The following is a 24,976-nucleotide window of genomic DNA, read 5'->3' as shown; positions in this document are numbered from 1 at the left end:
CATCCTGAACCCGGCTTTCCGATTTCACTAAGCGTATTCACAGCCGCCCTATGCGCCCCCAGGGAGATACAAAAGAACCCGGCCGCCCGGAGCGTCCCCGGATAGCGCCCGCGGTTCCAAGCCCTAAGCAGCGGACATCCGAAGCCCCCGGAAAAAGCGCTAAGTGAGTGCGACAGCCCCCGGTTCAGTGGCCCTTGCCCGTCGGACGTGAAGTCCGCCGTGCATCCTGAGCCTGCCGCCTGGATTTCACTAAGCAGCAGCTCAGCCGCCCTATGCCCGTCCAAGGACAGACGCCCGCCCCGCCGCGTATCCCGGGAACCGGAGTCTCCATCCCGTCCCCTAGGGTTCTTCCCGGCTTTGGTGAACAGTTTAGTTGCTTTGCTTTTTGTTGTTTGGGCCTGGTTTTTGAGGGGGATGGGGGAATTTTTCATTTTGCGGTTTTTGAGTTTTCAATACGATTATTTTCTCCCCACTCACACATTGCATCAAGTATGGGAATTAAGGATTTACCACGTTCTGTTAGACTATATTCTACTTTGGGCGGTATTTGCGGATATTCTTTTCTGTGGACTAGCTTGTCCGATTCAAGCTCTTTTAATGTGGAGCTTAAAGTTTTGTAGGAAATCCCGCCGATGTATTTTTTCATCTCATTGAACCGTACTATTTTGAATTCCATAAGGGTATAGAGTATTATCATTTTATATTTTCCGTTTATTAGGGACAAGGTATAGCTAAATCCGGTGGTCCCTAAACATTCTTGGGAAATACAGCGATCGATCATTTTACACTCTCCTAAAGGTTAGTATATAACATAAAAGTGCGTACTTGCTTAACGTATAGTTCACGATATAATCATAGTGTGGCTGGTTTGGAAAGTCAATAGCGGTTCATTTATAATGATACAGATAGGAGAAGTGATTATGAGTAAGAAAATTGTTGTTATCACCGGAAGTCCAAGAAAAGAAGGAAATAGTATTGCCATGACGGAAGCTTTTGTTAAAGCGGCTGAGGGGAAAGGATATTCTGTCACGAGGTTTGATGCGGCGTTTGCAAATGTTGGTGGATGTCATGCTTGTGAAACATGCTATAAAACAGGCAGACCTTGTAGTTTTGATGATGATTTTAATAAAGTGGCTCCCGCAATTTTAGAAGCCGATGTGGTAGTTTTCTCAATGCCTGTGTATTGGTATTCTATCCCTGCTCAAATCAAGGCCGTCATTGATAAGCTGTTTTCTTTTGTGATTGGCGGGAAAGATATTTCTGGTAAGAAATGTGCTTTAATGGCTTGTTGTGAAGAAAATGATATGTCGGTATTCGATGGCGTACGGATTCCGATGGAACGCTCCGCTTCTCTGATGAAATGGGAAATGGCTGGTGAAGTTTTGGTACCTGGCGTTTTAAATGTCGGAGATATTGAAAAGACTGACGGCTGTAGTAAAGCTGCCGCACTGGCAGAATGTTTGTAAGCAGACGGTGAGGGTGCTTTGACGGTTGGAGTAATTATGACTGCCCCATGCCTTTTATGATGATCAAATCCGTAACGAATATTTTAGTATATAGTTTTTAAATAACTGTCATTTATCCCCCATATATATGTTAAAATAGAACCAGATAAAAGGGATTAATTTTAGTATTATTCTTTTGATTTATAGTGTGCCGTTCTATTGAATAGGGCGTTGCTGTGAAGGAAGTAAAAAGAATATGAAACGTAAAATAAAATACAGGAGGATAAAAGAATATGTACTTAGGAGTGGATTTGAGCTATCACAATGGAGAGGTTGATTTTTCCCAGTTAAAGGAGGCGGGAATCAAGTATGTCATCCTGCGGGCAGGTTTCGGGCAAAATAACATAGACCAGGGTTTCGAACGTTATGCGCGGGCATGTATCGATCATGATATTTCGTTCGGAGTTTATTGGTTTGGGTATCCGTTGAATACGGAAATGGCACGCCTGGAGGCGCGTTATGCGATCGAGGCCGTTAGTAAATACAGGTCCAGGTGTCCGATCGCCTTTGATTTGGAATATGATTCTATTAAATATGCTGCCGGGAAAGGGGTACAGATCGACCGCAACCAGGCTACTGAAATGGCTCGCGTTTTCTGTAAAGAAGTTGCATCCGCAGGCTATATCCCCATCCTGTATTCCAATAAAGACTATCTGGAGAATTATTTCGACCTCAAGATGATCGACGCTTATCTGTGGTACGCCCGTTACACATCCGCATTGAGTGATTCGGAAAAGAGCTCCTGCGCCATCTGGCAGAAATCTTCATCCGGAAAGGTTCCCGGTATCAGTGGAGAGGTCGATGTCAACGAATTCTATATAGATTTTGAAAATGCCGCCCCGAACCAATAAAAATCATTCCGGTGCTATACAAGAACAAGTAAACTTTTCTCAGTTGTGATGGGAATAACACTTATAATATGAGAGGATATAACCAAAGAACTTTCATGGGGTATGTAAATCTGATACAATAAATACAGCGCTCGTAAGCAGATATCACGACAAAGGAGAAGTTAGCACATGCGAATAGAGGAAATGTTTAAGACGGGAAAACCGGTGCTTTCGTTCGAGATCTTTCCGCCCAAGCGGAACAGGGAACTGGAAGAGATCGACGATACGTTAAAAGTGTTATGCGAACTGGAACCGGATTTTATCAGTGTGACGTTCGGAGCCGGAGGCAGAGGGATCAGCAGCCGTACGGTGGAACTGGCGAAGAAGATCCGCAGGGACTACCACGTGGAGCCGTTGGTACATCTGACCTGCCTGAACTATACGAAGCAGGAGATCTGTGAGATTTTGAATGAGCTTGAAGCGGCGGGGCTTGAGAATATCCTCGCGCTGAGGGGGGACCGGAACCCGGATGTGGAGCCGAAACAGGACTTTCAGTACGCAAGCGATCTGGTAAAATTCATCCGGGAATACGGCGGGTTCCATATTAGCGGCGCCTGCTATCCGGAAGGGCATACGGAAGCAAAGAACCGTATACAGGATATACGGAATTTAAAACATAAGGTAGATGAGGGAGTCACCCATCTGGTTTCCCAACTGTTCTTTGACAATGAATTCTTCTATGGGTTCCAGGAGAAGGCAAGGATCGCCGGGATTGATGTGCCCATCGAGGCCGGTATCATGCCGGTAATCAACAAAGCGCAGATCGAACGGATGGTTTCCCTGTGCGGAGCGTCTCTGCCCGCGAAGTTTCAAAGGATCATGAGCAAGTACGAAAACCGGAAGGAAGCTCTCTTTGATGCGGGGATGGCCTACGCGGTGAGCCAGATCGTAGAGCTGCTGGCGAATGATGTGGATGGAATCCACATATTTACGATGAATAATCCGAAGGTGGCAAAAAGAATCTGTACCGAAATCAGGAATCTGATCTAAAGATGCAAAAGGGGACATGTCCAAATCAGTTTGGGACATGTCCCGATTCTGTCTAAGTTCCCCGACCGGCAGCGGCGTCTATCTCATTTCTACATCCATCCCAGAGCCTCCACACCCAGGTAAATCATTTCTTCATCCGCAGTCTCCGGATGCAGCTGGTTATCGATCACCCGCTTCAATTCATGGTAAGGAATCATACAGGACTTGATTCCCGTGGTCGTCATGGGGCAGACGTCAAAATAATGGCGTTTGACAATGGCAAAGTTTTCTTCGTTCAGCTGTTTTAACTCTTCCAAAAGGGAAGTCCGCTTTTCGGGATTTTCTTCGGATAGCAGCGCCAGATCCGCCAGCGCCATCCGGTATATGACCGCGTTTCTGCGGTTCGCGCACAGGAGCTTCTGTATATGGTTTATATTGGATCTGCGGGCGCCGTTTTTCTTGAGATTATCCAGAAGCGCCGTCAGGCCGGGGATGATCCGTTCCGTATCAGCCATGGCTTCCCGGATTCGCGGCTCGTCCTGCGCTTCCACCTTATGGGCGGCAAAAGGCAGGTACTGGGGGAAGATGTTTAACTGGCTCTCGTGGATGGTCAGCATATGGGTCAGCGCGAAGAGGACCAGGCCGGCGTCTTCTCCGTATAAATGCTCACAGCAGGCGCGGTAGAAGGCTTCCTCCTCCATCTGCCCGCCCCAGGGATAATTCGCATGCACCATCAAGTGCAGGAAAAAGCCGTACCATTCAAACATAAAGCCGTTAGAGCCGCCGACCATGAGCTCGGCCGCTTCCCTGTGCTGGCGCACGTCCTCCTCGATGTACTGCTGCAGCGGCTCGCTGTCGCAGCGAAGGCCGTTGCTGCGGAAGGTGCGGATCAGGCGGCCGAAGCAGGCGGATATGCCGTTGGATTCCGTGTCTCGTCCGACGATGCGCTCCGGCCCGAAGGCGTCGATCCATTTCAGGAATTCGCTTTTGGGCACGTAGAGGCCCGGGGACCAGAAGAAGACCACATCCTCCGGGACGGCGGCTTTGATGCGCTCCATATCTTCCGGGGACTTGATCAGCGGATTCTGGCGGAAGGCCCGGATTCCGATCACACAGTGCGGATTCTCCTCCTTAACCAGCGCATAGACTTCCCGGAACAGGGAAAAGCTGGCCTGGAACATGGCCTCCGACGGGGTCCGGCCGTCTTTCAGGAAATTCTTTTTGCAGTCGTCGCAGCCGCAGAACCAGGAAGCCTCCTCGCTCTCCTCGAAGTCGATCCCATCAAATCCTAACCGCACCACCCGGCGGATACAGTCCTTCATGTAGCGCATGTTCTCCTCCTTGGAGAAGCACATCCGGTCAAAATCGTTGATATACGGGCTTCCTTCGGGCAGAACCATCCGTTTCTCCTTATGAACGCAGGGATAGCCGCCGGAATAGCTGTTCAGGCCCATGTAGGCGTAAACCTTGACGCCCAGCTCATGGGCTTCCGCGATAAGCCTTGAGAGAAATTCGTCCGCCAGGTTCGGATGGGTGAAGGTGGTGGATATAAAAGCGTCCGCCTCCGGGTTATATAGCTGCACCCGCACATCCCGGAATTCGGATTCCGGATAGCCCGGCATGGTAAAGGGCCAGTAGCCGTAGATGCATAGGTTGAACTGATTGATTTTCAAATCCGCGCAGACATTCAGATACTCCAGCCACTCATCATAGCCAAATAACTGCATGTCAAAGCCGATGCGTCCGTAGCCGGAATACCAGGTCAGACAGTTGGACAGGCTGCGCTTTTCAATGAGCGGCCAGTCTGTAATCTCACACAGCTCCAGAGCGTAGCCTTCCGGTTCCCGGACCAGCAGCTGTTTTAGGGTCGACAGGCCGTTCCCCAGCCCCTCTTTTGTCCCGCACTCCAGATACGCCTTGTCCCCGCCTACCGCCAGCCGGTAGCCCTGCAGCCGGAATAAGCGTTCCGGCGCTTCCTCCGGGATGGAGGCGAAGGAAGTAATTTGTATTTCATAGCCGTCTCCGATTAAGAGTCCGGGAAGATCCCACAGCTTGCGCCGTAGAAGTCCTTCGGCCTTATAGTCCCCGCCGCCTGTAAGCCGTATGCTTTGAAAGACCTTGGTTTTTCCTTCCGGTTTCCGTATTTGTTTTGGTTCCGGTATCAGCATAGTTTCCCTCCTGTCTTTTCATGGGAAAGTTGGCACAGGGACGGCTATTGCCGCCCCCGCCGAACCTTTTAATTTGTTTCCGGTTTAATTATAGTAATCCTTCAGCGCCTCTACCTGGGCTGCCTTCTCGCTCATGTAATCCGCCACGTTATCTCTTGTCACCAGAACCACGTCCGGGTTGTAGGTGTCGGACTCAAAGGTTTCGCCCCTGTACAGAGCGAGCCCGGCCGTAACCGCCTGCACGCCCATGGCGATGGGATCCTGCACAACGGTGCTTTGCAGCGTGGAGTTGGGATCTTTCAGGGCTTCGTATATCGCGTCGGAATCATCCACGCCGAAGAGGGCCACATCCTGTCTTTTTGCCGTAACGATGGCGGAATTAGCTCCCTCCACCTGGGTCTGGTTGGACGCGAAGATCACATCCAGGCTGTCTTTTCCATAGACCTGCAGGATATCATCGGTCAGCGTCATCATGTTTACCGCGCTGAAATCCGTGGGGAACTGCTCGTCAACAATCTCAATGCCGGGGTATTCGGCGACGACTTCCTTGAAGCCCTCGGCCCGGTCGATCATACTGGTGGTCGTCTTGGACGACAGAATCGCGATGGTTCCCTTGGCCTCTCCGTATTTTTCCGTCAGGTAAGCCACTGCATTTTCCCCGGAGGTTCTGCCGATCTGTTTGTTATCGGAGGCGATCCAATAGTCTACCCCCTCCTTGGTGCGGATGTCACAGCTGACAATGATAATTCCTTTTTCCTTCAGTTCGTTGAAGGTCTTCACCATGCTGGTATCATCCGTCTCCTCGGTAATCAGAATTTTGCAGCCCATGGCGATCAGATCCTCAACCTGATCCACCATCACGGAAGCGTCGCCGCCGTGATAGAGCTCATGGAATTCGCAGCCTGCGTCCGCGGCCGTCTTATGCGCGGCTGCGCCCATATCCATAAAATAAGAAATCGTGGAATAATTGGCAAAGCCAATAATGGGGTTATCTCCTGCCGCTTCCGGCGCAGGTGTATCTTTCTGCTCCGAAGGGGCGGCCGGCGCCTGGGTCGGTTCCGCGGAAGCCTTAGAAGGTTCCTCCTGGGGCGTCTTTTCCTCCTGGCCGCAGCCGGCGAGCAGGGTCAGTACGAGAATCAGCGCGAGCACGGAACAAAAACTTTTCTTCTTCATAATACAGATTCCTCCTTTCATTGTTGTGAGCATAGGCTCATACTTTTTTCTTTGTATAAATCAGAGCCGCGACAATCAGCGCCACCGCTTTGACTACAAGCTGCCAGAATGAACTGACTCCGTTCAGGTTCAGGGCGTTTCCAAGCACCGTAATGAACATGGCCCCGATAACGGCCCCCAGGATACTTCCCTGCCCTCCGTACAGATTGATTCCACCTAGGATAACCGACGCGATGGCATCCATCTCCAGGCCTTCGCCCATGGCCGGATCGCCCATGTTCATCCGGGCGGCGTAGATCACTCCCGCGAGGGCTGCGAACATGCTGCATATGGCGTAGGCGGTGATCTTCGTCTTTAACACCCCGATGCCGGCCAGACGGGCGACCTCCTCATTTCCGCCGATGGCGTACAGATATTTCCCCAGAACCGTCTGGTTCATCAGCAAGACCATAAGGATTACAAGTATAATCATGATAATGGCCGGAATCGGAATGGGACCCAGATACCCCCGTCCGATGTCCGTAAAGCTGTCGGGAAGCCCGATGATCTGCGCGCCGTCGTTGTACAGATAGGCGGCTCCTCTGGCCGCGTTCATGGTGGCCAATGTCACAATCATGGCGGAGATATTAAACTTTGCGATGATAATACCATTCAGTAAACCGAATACGATTCCGAAAAGGACGGCCAAGAGTACCGCCGCGAAGGTGGGCAGGTTCCAAAAGGAGACCGCGCCCGCCGCGATCATGCCGGACATAGCGACCAGTGCCCCCACGGACAAGTCAATCCCGGCGGTAATGATCACGATCCCCTCTCCCAGAGCCAGAATAATGACGGGACTGACCTGCCGCAGGACATTGAGGGCGTTCTGCGCCGTCAAAAACTGTCTGCTCATCATCGACGCTACGGCGATCAGCAGGACCAGCAGATATAAAACCCCGAACTTCAACAAATGATCGCTCATGGAAAAATGTTTTGCCAATTTCGTTCCATTTCTCATAATTTCCTCCATGCGTGCGTTTTCCCGCACCTATAGGTATGACGTACCTCTTATTGTTTAACCGTTCAACCGTTTACGCGCCTAACGTCGCCAGCTTCATGACCGCTTCTTCCGATACGCTTTCTCCGGCCTGCCGCGGGATTTCCCCGGTGATACTGCCGTTTCGCATGACCAGAATCCGGTCCGCCAGGGAAAAAAGCTCCGGCATCTCAGAGGAGATGGCCAGGACCGCCATGCCTTCATCCCGCAGCTCCCGGATCAGCCGGTGGATCTCAGACTTAGATCCCACATCGATGCCGCGGGTAGGTTCATCCAGGATCAGAAGCTGCGGCCCCAAAGCAAGCCATTTAGCCAGAACTACCTTCTGCTGGTTTCCGCCCGACAGGGTCTCCGCCCAGGCATTTTCACCGGAAGTCTTGATGGACAGATGCTTCATATACCGCTCTACCGTCTCGTTCAGCCGTCTGTTGTTTATGAAGCCCATTTTGCTGACCTGGCCGTATATGGGCATTCCGATATTATTTTTCACGGACATGGACAGGCAGACGCCCTCATGCCTCCGGTCCTCGGTGACCCAGGCGACCCCTTCGGAGATCATGCGCTTGGGCGTCAGCTTTTCCATCTGTTTGCCGCCCACCAGCACCGTTCCCTGCTGGATCGTGCGCAGGCCGTGAAGCGCCTTGATCATTTCGGTGCGCCCGGAGCCGATGAGCCCAAAGATTCCCACGATTTCTCCGGCATAGACCTTGAGATTCAGCCCTTTTAACTCAACCTCCCCGTACTGTTTGCTGCTAAGATCCCGGATTTCCAGGACCAGCTTCCGGTCTCCCTGAAACCGGGGGCGGCTGTATTCGTCGTGAATATCCCGGCCTACCATGAACTGAACCATATTTTCAATCGTCACGTCCCCGGTCTGTTCCCGGCGGACCAGATTTCCGTCCCGCAAAACCGCGATGCTGTCGCAAAGCTCCTTAATCTCATCTAATTTGTGGGAAATAAAAATGATCCCCGCGCCCTGTTCCCGCAGTATGGGAAGAATCCGTTTGAGGCTGACCATCTCGCGCTCCGTGAGGGAGGAAGTCGGTTCATCCAGGATCAGCACCTCGATGGTTCCGGCCAGACTTTTGCAGATCTCCACCAGCTGCTTCTGCGCGGAGGAGAGTTCCGCCACCTTTTGATCCACGTCGATGTCAATCTCAAACTGTTCCAGAATCTTCCGGGCTCTGTCCCGGCACTCCTGCTTTCGGATAAAGCCCGGGCCTTTTTGCAGCTCTTTGCCCAGGAAAATATTTTCCGCCACAGTCATGTCCGGCAAAAGCGAAAGCTCCTGATGTACGATCTGTACGCCGTATTGGGATGCCTGGGCCGGCGTCAGATGAGAAAAGCTTTTTCCGTTTAAAAGGATGGTTCCCGTATCGGGCCTGAGCGCCCCTGACATGATGTTCATCAGGGTTGATTTTCCGGCGCCGTTTTCACCGATCAGGCCCAGAATCTCACCTTTTTTCAGCGTCAGGCTCACCTGATTGAGCGCCACGGTCCCGCCGAACCGTTTACTGATATCCTGCAGCTCCGCCACGATCTGCCCTCTGTTTGGCTGCTCCACTGTCACACCACCTTCCCATTTGTAAATACATGTTTGTTAATTAAATTTTATCGGGTTTAGGAGGGGCAAACAACTGCGCCAACTCTCAATTATGTGTGTAAATTACGGTTTTTTCTGACATTATGGCTTGCAGATTGGGAATTGACGCACTATTCTGGGAGGATTTGGATATATCGGATGAATTGTATAAGATAGGAACACAATTCATACGGTTTACTGACAACCTCTTTGGATTGTCTGAAATTGAACTATTATTGCTCCTGTTTTCTGATATTTGAGCCGTCTGGTAAAAATTGACACACTTTTGCTTCTATGATACGATGCTTTTACAAGGATCCAAGGGGGGATAGAGTGAACGAGATACTGCGCCTGGACCACGTCCAGTTTGGCGACGCTAACGGTAATATATTGAGTAATTTTAATTTCAGTGTGCAGGAGGGTGAAGTACACGGAATCATTGGTGATTACGGCGTTACGCATTCTACGCTGTGCAGCCTGTGCACAGGGACTCTGGCGCCGGACCGGGGTCAGATCTACTACTGCGATCAGCCCGTAGGCCGCCTGTCCTTCGCGGAATCCAGGCAAAAAGGGCTCTATGCCATTTCGGAAGGAAAGAACCTGCAGAGTCATATGACCGTGCTGGAGAACATCTATCTGATCGCCCGCAGGGAGTTCGGCTGGCAGTACCGGCGCAGGCAGATTGCGGAGCTGGCCCGGCAGTACCTGGATTTCTTTGATGTCTCCATCCCCCTTCAGGAGCACGCGGACAATCTCACGGATCTGCAGAGCTGCATTGTCTCCATGACAGGCGCCATCATCGCCGGGGCGAAGCTGTTCATCCTGGATGAGATCACTTCATCCTTAAATGAGCAGGACGCCATTATTTTCCAAAAAGTCCTGTCCTGTCTGAAGTACAAGGGGCTTTCCGTGGTCTGCATGGTGCACCGCATCGAAGAGCTGGTCCGCTACACGGACAGGGCCACCCTGGTCAAAAACGGCTCCACGGTCCGCTGTATGGAGAAGAATGATTATTCCTATGATAAAATGCTTGCCATGCTTTTGATCTGACAGGAGGTGCACAGGTTGAATAAGAAGATGTATAAAGTCCTGATCGCGGACGATGAAGTCTGGGTAACCGCCCTGGTACGCGGCAGCATCGACTGGACGGATATGAACCTGGAACTGGCCGGGGAGGCGGAAAACGGCGACGAGGCCTATGAGATGATTCTAAGCCTGCGGCCGGATATCGTCATCACCGACATCCGCATGCCGGGACTGAGCGGAATCGAGCTAATGGAGAAGGTCCGGCTGACCGATCTGAAGGTGGAATTCATTATTTTAAGCGGGTTTGACAGCTTTACCTATGCCCAGGCCGCCATGAAGTACAACGCCGTCAGCTTCGTACTGAAGCCTCTGGAGGAAGAGGAGCTTCGGCAGGCGCTGCAAAAGGCTGTGGAACGGCTCAGCAGCGAGCAGATCATCCGGCAGACGGTATCCCAGGCCCGAAGCCAGCAGGAGGAGCTGCGCAGGGAATTCCTTCTCAGGACGGTCCGGGCCGGGGAGGAGGAGAACTTTTCCCTGACCCTGGAGGGGATCAATCAAAAATATGACTGCCATTTCCGGGACGGCCATTTTTTTGTGATGATAATCCATATGGAGCGGATTCCGGAAGCAAATTTGCTGCAGCAGATGCTTGACGCTTCGCTCCGCCTGCCGGAGACCGGAGTATATGACCGCTATGCCCTGCGGGACGGCCGCCGCCTCATTCTTCTTATCAATACTCCCTTCTCGCCCACGGAGGACTATACCCGGCTGGCAAGCGGGCTGTTCCAATGTCTGGACGGTCTGTGCAGGCCTGCCGGTATCCAGATAACGGCTGCCCTGGGACCGGTATCTAACAGCTGGCCGTTGCTCCACCAATCCTACGAGGGGGCTTTCTGCCTTTTGCGCAATCGTTTGACTGACGGGGTGGGACGCCTGTACTTCTTCAGCAAACCGAAATCAGGAAATGAAAATCCGCACATCCGGCTGCCTATCCGAAGGGAACTGCAGCTTACGACGCTTATGGAAACCTTTGAGATTGAGGAGCTGGAACAGAACCTGAATGATATCACCGACCAGATGCTTCAGATCTCCGGGAAAAGCAGCGATCTTTTTTCCGTGCTGGAACAAATCGTCAAGCTTTACTGCCAGACGGCAGCGCAGATGTGCATTGCCTCCCAGATCGGCCTTCTGACCACCCGGGAATATATGGAGCGGATGGAGGAGTGCGATACTATAAAGCAGTTAAAGCAGGCCATGCGGGAGCTGTTTGTTCTTCCCCTTCGAACCTATTATCAGGAACAGGCCCGCAATGAGACAAACATATCAGCCCAGATGAAGCGGTATGTGTCCCGGCACTATCAGGAAAATATCCGTCTGATCGACGTGGCGAACCAGCTCTACCGGACCCCCTCCTATATCGGATACATTTTCAAGCGGGATACGGGGACCAGTTTCTCTGAATACCTGGCCGCATATCGGATCAATATTGCCAAGACCTATCTGACGGACACGCAGCAGACCATTGCCGGGGTGGCCGAGGCCGTAGGTTTTTGCGATATGCGTCATTTCAGCAAGACCTTTCAAAAACTGGTGGGCATGACACCCTCTGCTTACCGCAAGAAATCCGGCAGGTGACGCTATGAAAAAGAAACCCAGCGACCGGACTTATTCCAGAAAAAGAACGGTTCATCTGCATATCAACAGCGTCCTGCTGCTGGCCCTTATGCTGCTCCTGATCGTGGGAAACGCAGCCTTTATTCTGTACGCCGCATTTCGGCCGGCTTCCCTGCCGGCCCTTCCCCTGAAGCTGTTTGCGGTTCTGTCCTGCGGGATCTGCCTGCTGGTGCTGGGCCTTTATATTTTCACCATCTATCTGCCCGCCCGCCGCCTGAACACAGCGCTCCGGCAGATCGCGGAGGGGGATTTTGAACAGCTTCTCTCGGAAGAGGGCATCACGGAGCTGTCGGGCATGGCCGGAGAATTCAATACCTTTCTCCTATCCGTCCGGCAGATCATCAATAATGAGTATAACAGCCAGCTGTTAAAGAAGAGGGCGGAGCTAAACGCGCTCCAGAGCCAGATCAACCCGCATTTCCTCTATAACACCATCGACTCCATCCGGGGACAGGCCCTCATGTGCGGCTCCAAGCCCATTGCCGACACGGCGAAGGCCCTGGCCTCCATCTTCCGCTACTGCATTGATACGCCGGATAACCTAGTCCGGGTACAGGAGGAGCTGCAGCATGTGACCAACTATTTTTCCATCCAGCAGTTCCGGTTCCATAACCGTTTTACCCTGTCCACGGATTTTGAGGAACAGGAGGCGGTTCTGCGCTCCTGCTATCTGCCCAGGCTTACTCTGCAGCCCCTGGTGGAGAATGCCATCGCCCACGGGCTGGAACCCAAAACCGGCCCCGGTATGGTGCGGATCAAACTATGCGCCTCCCAAAGCCGTCTGATCATCACCGTGGAAGACGACGGGGTTGGCATAGAAGCCGCCCAGCTGGAACGGATCAATCACGCGCTGCTGCTGTCGGATAAAAAGCTGCTGGACGTCTCCCCGAAGAAAAGGTCCGGAAACCGCTGCGCCCTCCTGAATGTGAATGAGCGGATCCGCATCACGTTCGGAGAAGCCTACGGCGTGCGGCTGTACAGCACTTACGGCGTGGGGACGCAATGCGAAATCGTGCTTCCGATTATTACGGTAAATCCGGAATATAATTCATAAAACGGTTTGAGACGATTTGGGACATGTCCAGAACGGTTTGGGACATGTCCATTTCAGTTTGGGACATGTCCGGGCCGAAATGGACATGTCCCAGACTGAAATAGACATGTCCCAAACCGTTCTGGACATGTCCCAAATTACGATGTATAATGTGGATAAGTTCCGGGAAGGGAGACCGCGTTGTGGATACGTACCAGACACTGAACGATGTCCTTGTGAATCTGTTTCGGGATATCATGGATTTGGAGCAGAAAGCGATCATCACGGATGAGTTCAAAGACATCAGCAACAATGACATGCATATTATCGATGCCATCGGCGAAGATGGCTGTAAAAGTATGTCCACAGTGGCCAAAGCACTGTCCGTTACGGTGGGCACGCTGACCATCGCGATCAACAGCCTTGTGAAAAAGGGGTATGTGAGCCGGGAGCGCAGCGAGGAGGACCGCAGGGTCGTGCTGCTTTCGCTTTCCGAAAAGGGAAAGAGAGCCTTCCTCCACCATAAGAAATTCCATGACGCCATGATACGGAAGGTTTTGGAAGGCCTCAATGAACAAGAGACGGAAGTGCTGGTAAAGGCGCTTCAGAATTTAAGAGGGTTTTTTTACGGACTCTAGCCAGAGGATCATATATTTTTCCACGATGTCAAACGGCGCGGGTCCGCATTTTAGTAGAAATTCATGAAAATCTTTCAGCTTAAACTGATCTCCCAGGTATTCCTGGGCCTGTTTCCTCAGATCCATAAATTCCAGACATCCCACATAATATTTCAAATAGTTGCCGGGAGCCTCCACGATGGCGTGGTAAATCTCGCTCACCACATCGGGGTTTGAGATGCCATAGTCATTCAGGTAGGCCGCGGCGTCATCCGGGGTCCAGCCGTCATAGTGGATGCCGATATCCAAATGGGCATAGAGATTCAGGGTCACCGACTGGTTCGACTGCAGCAGCTTCGCCAGCGCCCGGTCGATGTCCGCGAACCCATAGGAAATCATTTCCACATAGGTGGCCCAGCCCTCCACATAGCCCGGGAAATTTAACAGGCTGCGGACGCAGTCCGGGGAGGTGGAATTCGTATAGACCGTCTGGTATAAATGTCCCGGATATCCCTCGTGGGCCAAAGTGGTATACAGATCCAGCTGGTCCGGCTTGCTGCCCTGATTGATATAGATCACATTGGAGCTCATATCATCAATGGCCGGCGTCAGGTAAAACGCCGGGCTTAAGTGCTTCTCCAGGGACGGATGCACATACTTAACCGTACAGGATACCGAGGGCGGCGTGGGGAAAAACGGGGTCATTTTATTCTGGAGGTCGGAGAGGATCTCGTTGGGGTCCGTCTGAATGCCGTCATAGCTGTCCAGCTGATCCAGAATATCCGGGTGCTGTCCGATCACGGCCGCCATGGACTGGAAATCCGCCTTCATCTGTTCGTCCAGCATCTCCTGGATCTGCGGGATCGTCCGGGCAGAACCCGTGTCCGAACGGACGATATATTCATAGTATTTCCTGCCGTTTTTAAAATGGCAGAGCCCGTATTCGTTTTTGCTTTTTTTCTCCAGCGTCTCCAGGCCCCCGATGATCGCCTGATATGCGGGGATCACATCCTGCTCCACGATCGCCGCGTTCTGCTCTATGTAAGACTGTTTCATGTCATTATCCAGATCCGGGACAGTCTCCAGCTTTTCCGGGAATATGGTCAGCAGGAAATTGCCGTCTTCGCCGGAAATATATTCCCTGCACTGGGAAATCACGTCCTCCGCGGCATAAGAGGGCATAAACAGCCCTGCCTTAGCCTTTTCTTTTTCAAAATCCATCAGGCTTGCGTAATATTCATCTAACTGGGACAGAAGCATCAGATAGTTATCCACATCCTGCCTGCTTCGGAACTCATACTCCGCGAACAGAACAGGCAGCTGGGCCTGGGTGCCGATCGTGGGGCTTAAAGGCTCCCCGTACAGATACAGATCCGGGCAGGTTAGTTCCGTGGTAAAATAGCTGTCCAGTATATCGTACGTAAGCTGATCCTCCGGGGACAGGTCTTCATAGGAAAAGCTGTGCAGCACAGCCTGATAATTTTCCATACTCATGACTGCGGCCTGCATGGATTCCTTACTGAAATCACCAAGCGTTATTTTCGGGTCCGTAATCCCATAGGCGGCCGGGTCGGCCAGCGTATAGTGCAGATTCAGCGTATTGCTGGAAATCTCATTTACAAACACATCATGCGTATATTCCTGGAAAGACGTATAATTATTTTTAAGGGTATTTTCGGGAGAGGTAGAATGGCAGCCGGCAGCGGGAAGCAGAAGGGCTGCGGTTAGTAGGAGGGCCAGAACCCGTGTAAGATATTTTTTCATACTGTCGCCGTTCACATATGATTTCATAATATTCTATGAGGGAAATACGAAAGTATGCCGGTTCAAATGGAAAGGCGGATTGACTCCTTGACAACCGGATACCGGTGTGCTAGGCTGAACTATATGAATCATGTACGAAAACGCGATGATGAAGAGAGTAAGCCTGCGCGCCTGAATTACAGAGAATTCCCGTGAGCTGAGAGGGAAATTCGGGACCCGGTTGAAGATGGCTTCTGAGCAGCGCACCGAGCAGAGATGATCTGTAAGGCTGCGACAGGTCCGCCTGTTATAGCGGGAAGTATGGGAATGGTTACATTTTTGTACTCGCAGAGGCCTTGTTTCGTGAGAAACGGGTGAATGGAAGTGGTAACACGGGCAGATGCCTGTCTTCTTGAGAGAGAAGGCAGGTTTTTTTATTTTACTTTACAGGGAAAGGCTTCTGTGGAAATAAAACCCCGTAAGACCGCGCAGCGGCGGAAAGGAAGAGGCCGCGTTTTCGAAGAAAGAAAGCAAAAACGACAGGAGGAAATTACATTGGGTAATTCGAAAGAGAAATATTATATTACCACAGCAATCACGTACACATCAGGGAAGCCGCATATCGGCAATACGTACGAGATTATTTTGGCGGACAGCATCGCCCGCTTCAAAAGACAGCAGGGCTACGACGTGTTTTTCCAGACAGGGACCGATGAGCACGGTCAGAAAATTGAGCTAAAAGCGGAGGAGGCCGGCGTAACGCCGAAGGAATTCGTGGACGGCGTGGCCGGGGAGATCCGGCGGATCTGGGATCTGATGAATACCTCCTACGACAAATTCATCCGTACCACGGATGCGGAGCATGAAAAACAGGTGCAGAAGATATTTAAAAAATTATATGACCAGGGAGATATCTACAAGGGCTATTATGAGGGGCTTTACTGCACTCCCTGCGAGGCGTTTTTTACCGAATCCCAGCTGGTGGACGGAAAATGCCCCGACTGCGGCAGACCTGTGCAGCCGGCCAAAGAAGAGGCCTATTTCTTCCGTATGAGCAAATACGCCGACCGGCTGATCCGCCACATAAATGAGCACCCCGAATTCATCCAGCCGGTATCCAGGAAAAATGAAATGATGAACAACTTCCTTCTTCCCGGCCTGCAGGATTTGTGCGTATCCCGGACCTCCTTCAAATGGGGAATTCCCGTGGACTTTGATCCGAAGCATGTGATCTATGTGTGGCTGGACGCGCTGACCAACTACATCACGGGAATCGGCTATGACTGCGACGGCGGCTGTACCGAACAGTTCAAAAAAGACTGGCCCGCGGATCTGCATCTGATCGGCAAAGACATTATCCGTTTCCATACGATCTACTGGCCCATCTTCCTGATGGCGCTGGACCTGCCGCTGCCGAAGCAGATATTCGGCCATCCCTGGCTGCTGCAGGGCGACGGCAAGATGAGTAAATCCAAGGGAAATGTCCTGTATGCGGACGACCTGGCGGATTTCTTCGGCGTAGACGCGGTACGCTACTTCGTCCTCCACGAGATGCCTTTTGAAAATGACGGCGTCATCTCCTGGGAGCTGATGGTAGAGCGCCTGAATTCCGATCTGGCCAACACGCTGGGCAATCTGGTCAACCGGACGATCTCCATGTCAAACAAATACTTTGACGGAATCGTAAAGGACGCCGGAGCCTCCGAGCCGGTGGATGAAGAATTAAAATCCGTCATTCTGGAAGCGTCCAAAAAAGTGGCGGATAAAATGGATGGCCTGCGGGTGGCTGACGCCATCACCGAGATCTTCGCCATATTCAAGCGCTGCAATAAATACATCGATGAAACCGAGCCCTGGATACTGGCAAAGGATGAGGCTAAAAAGGACCGGCTTGCCACCGTACTTTATAATCTGGTGGAAGGCATCTGCATCGGGGCAACCTTGTTAGAGCCCTTCATGCCTGCCGCTTCAGGCAAGATCCTGTCCCAGCTGAACGCGCCGGCCAGAACCTTCGACGATCTGGATACATTCGGAACCTACCCTTCCGGAACCAAAGTCATCGAAAAACCGGAGATCCTCTTCGCCCGTCTGGACTTAAAAGAGGTTATGGAAAAAGTGGAGGCCATGCAGGCGGCGAACGCGGCCCCTCAGGAAGAAAAGCCTGAAGAACCGGGTATCGACATAGAGCCGAAGGAGGAGATCTCCTACGACGATTTCATGAAGATGCAGTTCCAGGTAGGCGAGATTATAGCCTGCGAGGAAGTGCCCAAGTCCAAAAAATTATTATGCTCCCAGGTTCGCATCGGCAGCCAGGTAAAGCAGATCGTGTCCGGAATCAAAGCCTATTATAAACCGGAGGAAATGGTAGGCAAAAAAGTCATGGTCCTCGTAAACCTGAAACCGGCCAAGTTAGCGGGAGTACTCTCCGAAGGCATGATCCTGTGCGCGGAAGACGCGGACGGAAAACTGGCCATAGTAGCCCCGGAAAAACCCATGCCCTCCGGAGCCAAGATCAGTTAAAGTTCTCAGGACTTTGTGACACCAACGATTCACGGCCCTTAAAAAGGAAGGATAGATTCATGATACAGCCAAAATTTGAACGCATATTAGAAGAACTGAAGATGACGCTGAGCGAGGTCAGCGAGGAGCAGGTTGCGGGTATGGTAGAGCGCATTGTGAAGGCGCCCCACATATATTTTGCAGGGGTCGGCCGTTCCGGCAACCTGATCCGGACCTTTGCCATGAGAATGATGCACGCGGGATTAAACGCCTATGTGGTGGGCGATACCGCGACGCCGGGAGCCCAGGCGGGGGATCTGCTGATCGTCGGCAGCGGCTCCGGGGAAACGGAGAGCCTGAAGGCCTATGTGGACAAAGCGAAGCGGCTGGGGCTTAGCGTGATTACGATCACCAGCTTCGCCGACTCCAGCCTGGCCAGGGCGGCGGACCATGTGCTTCAGATACCCGCGCCCACGCCGAAATCGGACAAAGCCAGTAAATTTACATCCTTCCAGCCCATGGCAAACCTGTATGAGCAGTCGTTTTTGATCTGCCTGGACGCCATCAGCATGGAAGTGATGGAAGCGCTGGGCCTTGATTCGGATACCATGTTTAAGCGGCATGCCAATCTGGAGTAGCGCGAGGGAGTTAGACCGTTAGACCGAATGGAAAGGCAGGATTCATGGAAACAACGAAGATATTTGAAAGCCACGCCCACTATGATGATGAGGCGTTTGACGAAGACCGGGAAGAACTGCTGGGAAATATGCAGCAGCAGGGAATCGAATACATTATTAATATCGGAGCCAACATAGACTCTTCCCAAAGGACCGTGGAACTGACGGAAAAATATCCGTTTGTATACGGCGCGGTGGGGGTTCATCCCAGCGACACGGCGGAACTGGACGAACAGAAGATCACTTGGCTGAAAGCCCAGTGCGAAAGGCCGAAAATCGTAGCCGTAGGAGAGATCGGCCTGGACTACTACTGGGATGAGCCTGAGCGGCCGGTGCAGCGCAAGTGGTTTTGCCGCCAGCTGGAACTGGCCCGGGAGGTAAAGCTTCCGGTGGTCATTCACAGCAGGGATGCGGCAAAGGACACGCTGACGATCATGAAGGAAATGCACGCGGAAGAGACCGGCGGCGTGGTTCACTGCTTCTCCTACTCCAAAGAGATGGCGGAAGAGTATCTGAAGATGGGCTTCTACATCGGGGTTGGCGGAGTGGTTACCTTTAACAACGCAAAAAAATTAAAAGAGGCGGTGGAATTCCTGCCTATGGATAAGATCCTGCTGGAGACCGACAGTCCGTACCTTTCCCCGGCGCCCAACCGGGGAAAGAGGAATTCCTCCCTGAACCTGCCGTACATAGCCCGGCAGATCGCTCAGCTCAAAGGAATCTCTTACGAACAGGTAGTAGAGATCACGAACCGGAACGCCCGAAACTTATTCTTCCGGAACTAAGGTACAAAAGGGGACATGTCCAAATCGGTTTGGGACATGTCCAGACTGAAATGGACATGTCCCAAACTGGAATGGACATGTCCCAAACTGATTTGGACATGTCCCCTTTTGCACCTTTGCATTTTATAGAAGTGAAGGAGGCTTTATGGCCACACTAGGAAATCCCAGGAATACCATTGAGATTCTGAATAAATATAAGTTTGTGTTCCAAAAGAAATTCGGACAGAACTTTCTGATCGATACGCATGTGCTGGAGAAGATCATCCGGGCCGCGGATATCACGAAGGATGACTTCGTGCTGGAGATCGGCCCGGGTATCGGAACTATGACTCAGTACCTGGCGGAGAACGCCCGGAAGGTTATGGCTGTGGAGATCGACCGGAATCTGATTCCGATTCTGGAGGATACGCTGGCCGGTTATGATAATGTGACGGTGGTAAATGAAGACGTCCTGAAACTGGATTTGCCGGAATTGGTTCAAAAGGAAAATGCGGGGAAGCCCGTCAAGGTGGTGGCGAATCTGCCCTATTACATTACGACCCCGATCATCATGGGCATTTTCGAGAGCCACATGCCGCTGCACAGCCTGACGATTATGGTGCAAAAAGAGGTGGCGGACCGGATGCAGGCGGGACCGGGTTCCAAGGACTACGGGGCACTGTCGCTGGCGGTGCAGTATTATGCCAAGCCTTATATCGCGGCCAATGTTCCTCCGAACTGCTTTATGCCAAGGCCCAATGTGGGTTCCGCGGTGATCCGGCTGACGAAGCACGAGCAGCCTCCGGTGGAGGCGGCGGATGAGAAGCTGCTGTTTGGCATGATCCGGGCTTCTTTTAACCAGAGGCGGAAAACGCTGGCCAATGGGTTGAATAATTCGCAGGAGCTTGGTTACTCCAAGGAGCAGATTGAAGCGGCAATCAAAAAAGCGGGCTTCCCGCCAGCGGTACGGGGAGAAGCCCTGACGCTTAAACAATTCGCTCAGTTATCAAATATTCTGAAAGAAATGGCTATCGGTTAAAATCGATGGTCATTTTTCCATTTTCAAAGGTAAAAAACCGATGGCCCATGGAGGACTGGGGCAGCCGGCCTGCGGGCAGGATCGTACGGGTCCGGTGAACCGACAGCAGCAGCCCGACAATACACAGGTTTAGTACCATCCACCGTCCGCCATAGGAGAAAAATGGCAGCGCAAGCGGGGCCATATAGAAAATGCCCAGATTAACGGTCAGATACAGCAGGATTTCAAAAGTTAAAGTGAAGCTGCAGGCCAGCGATACCAGAAAGCCCAGCGCGTTTGTCTGGCGTACACTTAAACGGAACAGATAGATCAGGAAAGCAGCCAGCAAAGCGATCAGAAGGACAGCAGGCACCCAGCCAAAGTGGAGGATGACATAGGAAAGCAGATAGTCGGTACTGATTTCCGGCAGGTTTTTTGCGATTTCTGTGTTGGACAGACCTCCCACCAAACTGGCCTGGCCCAGCAGACTGCGGAGCTTCATAATCATGTAACCTTCATTGTCCGCGTAGGCCGACGGGTGCAGCAACACCTGGATACGGCGGAGACGGTAGCCTCCGCTGTTGAACAGCAGCAGAACCAGCGGAGGAATCACGCTGATCCCCCAGGTACACAGGAGAGCCCATCCGTGCTTTACGCGAAACCAATTCTTACAGATGGCGACGCTCATCAACAGCAGGCAGCCGCCGAGTACCAGCATAAAGGTGGAGGCGCTTGGGATAGCGAGGCATAGGAGGCCCGGAAGCAGTAAAAATAATAAATTCTTCAATAGCCCCCTATAGCCGCAGCCCCGGGTGCTGTAGACAAGCCCTGCGTACAGGGGGATGAACAGCAGCATATAAGGCAGGAGTGTGACACATCTGCCGTTATACTTGGGTGCAAAATCGGTACAGATAAATAAACCTGCCCAATAAACGGTCCAGATAATATAGGGATGTTTGGCCAGCAGAGTAAAATCCAGGCGGCAGATCAGCGTCATGGCCGCTATTCCGATCAATATACCCGTGAGATGCCGGGAAAGGGGAGTGAACTGTTGGCCGGCGCCGCCCGAACGGATCACGAACTGGATCAGCAGGCCTGCCAGGCAGAACGCGATCACACCGAAATACAATACCCAATTCATGCGCGGACGGTGGATCCGGTCTAATTTTACTCCGATGTCCACCGGGTCCCCCATCTCTTCGATGGCGGTATCCGTGGCTTCCGGATCGGAAATACCGGCTTCCAGCAGAAAACTGCGCTCTTCCTCCAGATGAACCCGGATTTCCTCGGTTACATAAGAACGGATCTTGCCGCAGCGGATCTGGTCCTGGACTGTGGCTACATACGCGTCGATTTTGTTAAAGGATTCCATAGCTGACACCTCCCAGGACCTGATTGACCGCCGAAGTGTACAGTTTCCACTCCGCTTTCTTGTCTGACAGATAGCGGAGTCCTTTCTTCGTAATCGTATAATATTTCCGTTTTTTGGGAGCCTGGGTGTTTTCGTAGGAGGATAACAGGCATTTGTCTTCCAGGGAATGCAGCAATGGATAGAGCGTCCCGGCTTTGAAATCAAAAGTATGGTCCGAACGCCTGCGCAGTTCCTCAATCATTTCGTATCCGTACATATCTTTTTCTTCCAGCAGTTTCAAAATCAGCATACCGGTACTGCCGGCCAGCAGTGACTTGTCGATGTTCATCTAATGCGCCTCCTTTTAAAGACTGTATATGAAATATGTATCGATGATCTATATAAAATATATATCGATGGTCTATATATGTCAAGCAATTTTTCCCTCCCGTTCCAAAATTTTGCATATTTCTTTTGCATTTATGAGCTGTAAAAGGAATTCATTGTCATGGATTTGCATATTTCTGAATAGAATAGTTATAGAAACCAAGTACAAAAAGGAGAGACCGATTTGTCTGATTATAAGAGGCTGGTTGCATACATATATGCCTATGAAAAAGAGCAGAAGGGAAATAACGTGGGTTTTGCCAAGATAGAGGCCCGGAACGGAGAGTGCAGAATCGGCATTCATCTGAGAGGGATCTATACCGGGACGCAGACCCCGCTGAAGGCTTTTGCGTTTATCCGCCGGGGCAGCGGCATCTACGGAATTTTATTGGGAGAAATGCGGATAGTAAACGGCGTCGGGGACTTTAAGACGGTAACGGAAGCGGAGAATCTGATGGATACCGGAATCAACCTGGATGATATCGGAGGGCTCTATATCTGGTCGGAGGGAACGAAAAATTACGCGACGGAATGGGATGACCGGCCGATCCAACCGGCGCAGTTCTATCTATACAGTGAGCTGGAAAAAAGGGAGGCGTCTGCCCAACGGGAGGATGCCGATATTCTGTTAAAAGCCGCCCAGGCGGACCTGCCTTTGGAAGATGAGATGGACATATTGGCGACGGCGGAGTTTGAGCATAGCGGAGAACTATTCTCCGAGGAAGCGCTGCTTGAGGAGGAACAAATCCAGGGCCAGACAGGGGCGGAACATTCCCCGGAAGCGCTTCAAAGCGAAGCGGAAACAGTTTATCCCGACGTTTATTCCGACGCATATGAGATGGAAGAGTATGAAGAAAATATCTATGCGGAAGAAGAGCAAAAATATAAGACGGATACGCGGGTGGGAGATCAGGAAGAGAACTGCATGGACGATCGTGGGGGCCTGGCGGACGTTCAGGGAGCCCTGCCTGCGAACACGGAGATAGATATAGCGGGACAATGGTATCCGCCTGCAGATGACCAAGATGAAAATATAGGACCGTCAGCGCCCTGGGACCAGGAGGATGAACGGCTGCAGTGGAACGCACCGGAACATGCGGAACATCGGTTCCGGATGCCGGATCAGATGCAAGATCAGACGCAAGATCAGATGCCGGATTATATCCCTGAGTCCGAAGCGGACATACCGGACCGGATGCCTGACGATACGATCTCCGGCAGGGAAGAACCCTATATTCCGTTTGAGCAAAGAGGAGCAAGAGAAGCGCTTGGAGGACTGCCGGATGAGGCGGCCGCCGCATATCCAAATGGCGGTGAGACAAGGATGGACGAGAGCAGGCTAAAAGTAAATGGGACAGCGCCTCGATTCAATACGGAGACGCTAAACCCCGGAGCAGGGATACCAAGTTCTGGAGCAGGGATGCCGAATGCTGAATCAGGAATACCATACGCAGGAGTGGAAACACCAAGCCCTATAGCGGACATACAGAGTCCTGAAGCAGGAATGCCGAGTTCTAATCGGGAAATACCGAGTTTTGAAGCAGGAATGCCAAGCGCAGGAATGGAAAAGCCAAGCGCAGGAATAGAAATGCCGGGCCCAGGAGCTGAAATACCAAGCTCCGGCACAAATATTCCGACTGCCACTCCGGAAAGGCCGGCGGCAGCTCCGATGCTCACCTCCGCCCCATCGCCTTCCGAAGCCTCCCCGGATACGACGGAATCCGCCTCGGCGTCATACGAGACCCCAACAGCGGATACGGAACCTCCCCGCCCCGGCTGCGATATATCCGACCGCTATATCCAGCCCTCGCAAAAGTGGGAGAATCTAAAGAGCGCCTTCCCCGTCATAGTACCCTTCGAAGACAAAGAGACGATCGAGTGCATTCGCATAGAGCCAAAAGATCTGGTACAGCTGCCCAAAGAGGAATGGATTCTTGGCAACAACAGTTTTCTGCTGCACGGATATTACTATTACCGCTACCTGCTGCTGGGCAAAATGAAGAAAGACGGCGAGACGTTCTATGTGCTTGGGATTCCGGGTATCTACGATAACAGAGAAAAGATGATGGCGGTGATGTTCGGTTTCCCGAATTTCAAACCAGCAAAAAAAATAGAATCCAAAATAGGCCAATTTGGATTCTGGTACAAACGGGTGAGGCTGACCGATTAGTCCAGCCCCCGAATTTCAACGATACCGATCTTTTCCGCGCAGATACCGCGCCACCTTAGCAGCGTTTCCCGTGAGGGCGCGTGAAATCCTTCCTGAATCACGGAGTCGGAATCCTTATAGGGCTGCAGAAAATAAGCCCGGGAACCATCTAACCAGTCGCGGATGGAATACATATCCTCGTCGCTATGCAGTTCCTCCGCCACCGTAGTGCGGAATTCATAGGAAATCGGAGAATCTTTCAATAACCGGACGGATTCTTCGATTTTTTTTATGTCCAGTCCGGGTACCCCTGCAACCCTTGCATAGTTTTCCCGGGAGGACTTAATATCCATAGCGACACAATCCAGCAATTGTTCCTCCAGAAGATTTCGCAGGACCTCTGGCCTGGAGCCATTTGTATCCAGCTTAATCTTGTATCCCAGATCCCTGATGGTATGGATCAGATCCGGTAGCTCCTCCTGAAGAGTCGGCTCCCCCCCGGTGATACAGACCCCGTCCAGGATTCCCCGGCGTTTTTTCAGAAAACCGAAGACATCGATCAGCGGAATAACCGGTTCCGAAGCCGGATTCAGAACCAGACCGGCGTTATGGCAGAAAGGGCAGCGGAAGTTACAGCTTCCCAGAAAAAGCGTGGCAGCCACGTGGCCGGGATAATCCAATAAAGTTGTCTTGTTGAGTCCATGTATTTGCATAT

Annotated in this window: 21 protein-coding genes; 12 read left to right on the top strand and 9 right to left on the bottom strand. The window is 51.9% G+C overall.

Annotated elements, in window-relative coordinates; genetic code table 11:
* Positions 1–427: 427 nt before the first annotated feature.
* Positions 428–781, bottom strand: coding sequence for a winged helix-turn-helix transcriptional regulator (locus KTH89_RS09395; RefSeq protein ID WP_158347337.1), 354 nt, complete (start codon positions 779–781; stop codon positions 428–430).
* Positions 782–920: 139 nt separating this feature from the next.
* Here KTH89_RS09395 and KTH89_RS09390 point away from each other — a divergent pair, with 139 nt between their 5' ends.
* The 3 genes from KTH89_RS09390 (at position 921) to metF (ending at position 3,385) form a co-directional block, all read left to right on the top strand.
* Positions 921–1,466: a flavodoxin family protein gene (locus KTH89_RS09390; RefSeq protein ID WP_158347338.1), complete on the top strand. Its 546-nt coding sequence runs from the start codon at positions 921–923 to the stop codon at positions 1,464–1,466.
* 272 nt (positions 1,467–1,738) lie between these two features.
* Positions 1,739–2,356, top strand: coding sequence for a GH25 family lysozyme (locus KTH89_RS09385; RefSeq protein WP_238721453.1), 618 nt, complete (start codon positions 1,739–1,741; stop codon positions 2,354–2,356).
* 168 nt (positions 2,357–2,524) lie between these two features.
* On the top strand, positions 2,525–3,385 hold the full coding sequence (gene metF, locus KTH89_RS09380; protein WP_158347340.1) for a methylenetetrahydrofolate reductase [NAD(P)H]: 861 nt from the start codon (positions 2,525–2,527) through the stop codon (positions 3,383–3,385).
* Between the two features lie 89 nt (positions 3,386–3,474).
* Here the strand turns inward: metF and KTH89_RS09375 are convergent, their stop codons facing one another.
* The 4 genes from KTH89_RS09375 to KTH89_RS09360 all read right to left on the bottom strand — a co-directional run bounded on the left by KTH89_RS09375 (position 3,475) and on the right by KTH89_RS09360 (position 9,305).
* The gene (locus KTH89_RS09375) at positions 3,475–5,532 is read right to left on the bottom strand and encodes a glycoside hydrolase family 20 zincin-like fold domain-containing protein (RefSeq protein WP_158347341.1); all 2,058 of its coding nucleotides are present in this window, start codon (positions 5,530–5,532) and stop codon (positions 3,475–3,477) included.
* A gap of 84 nt (positions 5,533–5,616) precedes the next feature.
* On the bottom strand, positions 5,617–6,705 hold the full coding sequence (locus tag KTH89_RS09370) for a sugar ABC transporter substrate-binding protein (protein WP_238721452.1): 1,089 nt from the start codon (positions 6,703–6,705) through the stop codon (positions 5,617–5,619).
* A 37-nt stretch (positions 6,706–6,742) separates the two neighbouring features.
* Positions 6,743–7,702, bottom strand: a complete 960-nt coding sequence (locus tag KTH89_RS09365) for an ABC transporter permease (RefSeq protein ID WP_238721451.1) — start codon at positions 7,700–7,702, stop codon at positions 6,743–6,745.
* A gap of 73 nt (positions 7,703–7,775) precedes the next feature.
* Positions 7,776–9,305, bottom strand: coding sequence for a sugar ABC transporter ATP-binding protein (locus KTH89_RS09360; RefSeq protein WP_158347344.1), 1,530 nt, complete (start codon positions 9,303–9,305; stop codon positions 7,776–7,778).
* Positions 9,306–9,656: 351 nt separating this feature from the next.
* Between KTH89_RS09360 and KTH89_RS09355 the strand changes: the two genes are divergently transcribed.
* The 4 genes from KTH89_RS09355 (at position 9,657) to KTH89_RS09340 (ending at position 13,694) form a co-directional block, all read left to right on the top strand.
* On the top strand, positions 9,657–10,373 hold the full coding sequence (locus KTH89_RS09355; protein ID WP_238721450.1) for an ATP-binding cassette domain-containing protein: 717 nt from the start codon (positions 9,657–9,659) through the stop codon (positions 10,371–10,373).
* Between the two features lie 15 nt (positions 10,374–10,388).
* The gene (locus KTH89_RS09350) at positions 10,389–11,984 is read left to right on the top strand and encodes a response regulator transcription factor (protein ID WP_158347346.1); all 1,596 of its coding nucleotides are present in this window, start codon (positions 10,389–10,391) and stop codon (positions 11,982–11,984) included.
* Between the two features lie 4 nt (positions 11,985–11,988).
* Entirely contained in the window at positions 11,989–13,077 is a 1,089-nt protein-coding gene (locus KTH89_RS09345; RefSeq protein ID WP_158347347.1) for a sensor histidine kinase, read from the top strand.
* Between the two features lie 182 nt (positions 13,078–13,259).
* Entirely contained in the window at positions 13,260–13,694 is a 435-nt protein-coding gene (locus tag KTH89_RS09340; protein ID WP_330654893.1) for a MarR family winged helix-turn-helix transcriptional regulator, read from the top strand.
* Here KTH89_RS09340 and KTH89_RS09335 read toward each other — a convergent pair.
* Positions 13,668–15,437, bottom strand: a complete 1,770-nt coding sequence (locus KTH89_RS09335) for a DUF885 domain-containing protein (protein ID WP_238721449.1) — start codon at positions 15,435–15,437, stop codon at positions 13,668–13,670. The genes KTH89_RS09340 and KTH89_RS09335 overlap by 27 nt on opposite strands.
* 534 nt (positions 15,438–15,971) lie before the next feature.
* On the opposite strand from KTH89_RS09335, the gene metG reads away from it, so the two are divergent.
* The 4 genes from metG (at position 15,972) to rsmA (ending at position 20,395) form a co-directional block, all read left to right on the top strand.
* Positions 15,972–17,936 carry a methionine--tRNA ligase gene (gene metG, locus KTH89_RS09330; protein ID WP_158347350.1) on the top strand — a complete coding sequence of 655 codons (1,965 nt, stop codon included), beginning with the start codon at positions 15,972–15,974 and terminating at the stop codon, positions 17,934–17,936.
* Positions 17,937–17,995: 59 nt separating this feature from the next.
* Positions 17,996–18,553, top strand: a complete 558-nt coding sequence (hxlB, locus tag KTH89_RS09325) for a 6-phospho-3-hexuloisomerase (protein WP_158347351.1) — start codon at positions 17,996–17,998, stop codon at positions 18,551–18,553.
* Between the two features lie 44 nt (positions 18,554–18,597).
* Positions 18,598–19,377, top strand: coding sequence for a TatD family hydrolase (locus tag KTH89_RS09320; RefSeq protein ID WP_158347352.1), 780 nt, complete (start codon positions 18,598–18,600; stop codon positions 19,375–19,377).
* Positions 19,378–19,522: 145 nt separating this feature from the next.
* A complete protein-coding gene (gene rsmA / locus KTH89_RS09315; RefSeq protein WP_158347353.1) occupies positions 19,523–20,395 on the top strand; it encodes a 16S rRNA (adenine(1518)-N(6)/adenine(1519)-N(6))-dimethyltransferase RsmA in 873 nt (290 codons plus the stop codon).
* On the opposite strand, the gene KTH89_RS09310 is transcribed toward rsmA, so the two are convergent.
* Positions 20,385–21,746, bottom strand: coding sequence for an FtsW/RodA/SpoVE family cell cycle protein (locus tag KTH89_RS09310; RefSeq protein WP_158347354.1), 1,362 nt, complete (start codon positions 21,744–21,746; stop codon positions 20,385–20,387). The genes rsmA and KTH89_RS09310 overlap by 11 nt on opposite strands.
* Entirely contained in the window at positions 21,733–22,074 is a 342-nt protein-coding gene (locus KTH89_RS09305; protein ID WP_158347355.1) for a PadR family transcriptional regulator, read from the bottom strand. Before KTH89_RS09305 ends, KTH89_RS09310 begins: the two co-directional genes overlap by 14 nt.
* Positions 22,075–22,296: 222 nt before the next feature.
* Here KTH89_RS09305 and KTH89_RS09300 point away from each other — a divergent pair, with 222 nt between their 5' ends.
* Positions 22,297–24,282 carry a DUF6128 domain-containing protein gene (locus tag KTH89_RS09300; protein ID WP_158347356.1) on the top strand — a complete coding sequence of 662 codons (1,986 nt, stop codon included), beginning with the start codon at positions 22,297–22,299 and terminating at the stop codon, positions 24,280–24,282.
* Here the strand turns inward: KTH89_RS09300 and KTH89_RS09295 are convergent.
* On the bottom strand, positions 24,279–24,974 hold the full coding sequence (locus KTH89_RS09295) for an anaerobic ribonucleoside-triphosphate reductase activating protein (RefSeq protein ID WP_158347357.1): 696 nt from the start codon (positions 24,972–24,974) through the stop codon (positions 24,279–24,281). The genes KTH89_RS09300 and KTH89_RS09295 overlap by 4 nt on opposite strands.
* Between the last annotated feature and the right edge of the window lie 2 nt (positions 24,975–24,976).

Origin of the sequence: Diplocloster agilis (assembly GCF_019042275.1) — a bacterium.
GTDB lineage: Bacteria > Bacillota > Clostridia > Lachnospirales > Lachnospiraceae > Diplocloster > Diplocloster agilis.
The sequence above is the reverse complement of the archived record's forward strand: the minus strand, read 5'-3'. Positions and strand labels throughout refer to the sequence as shown.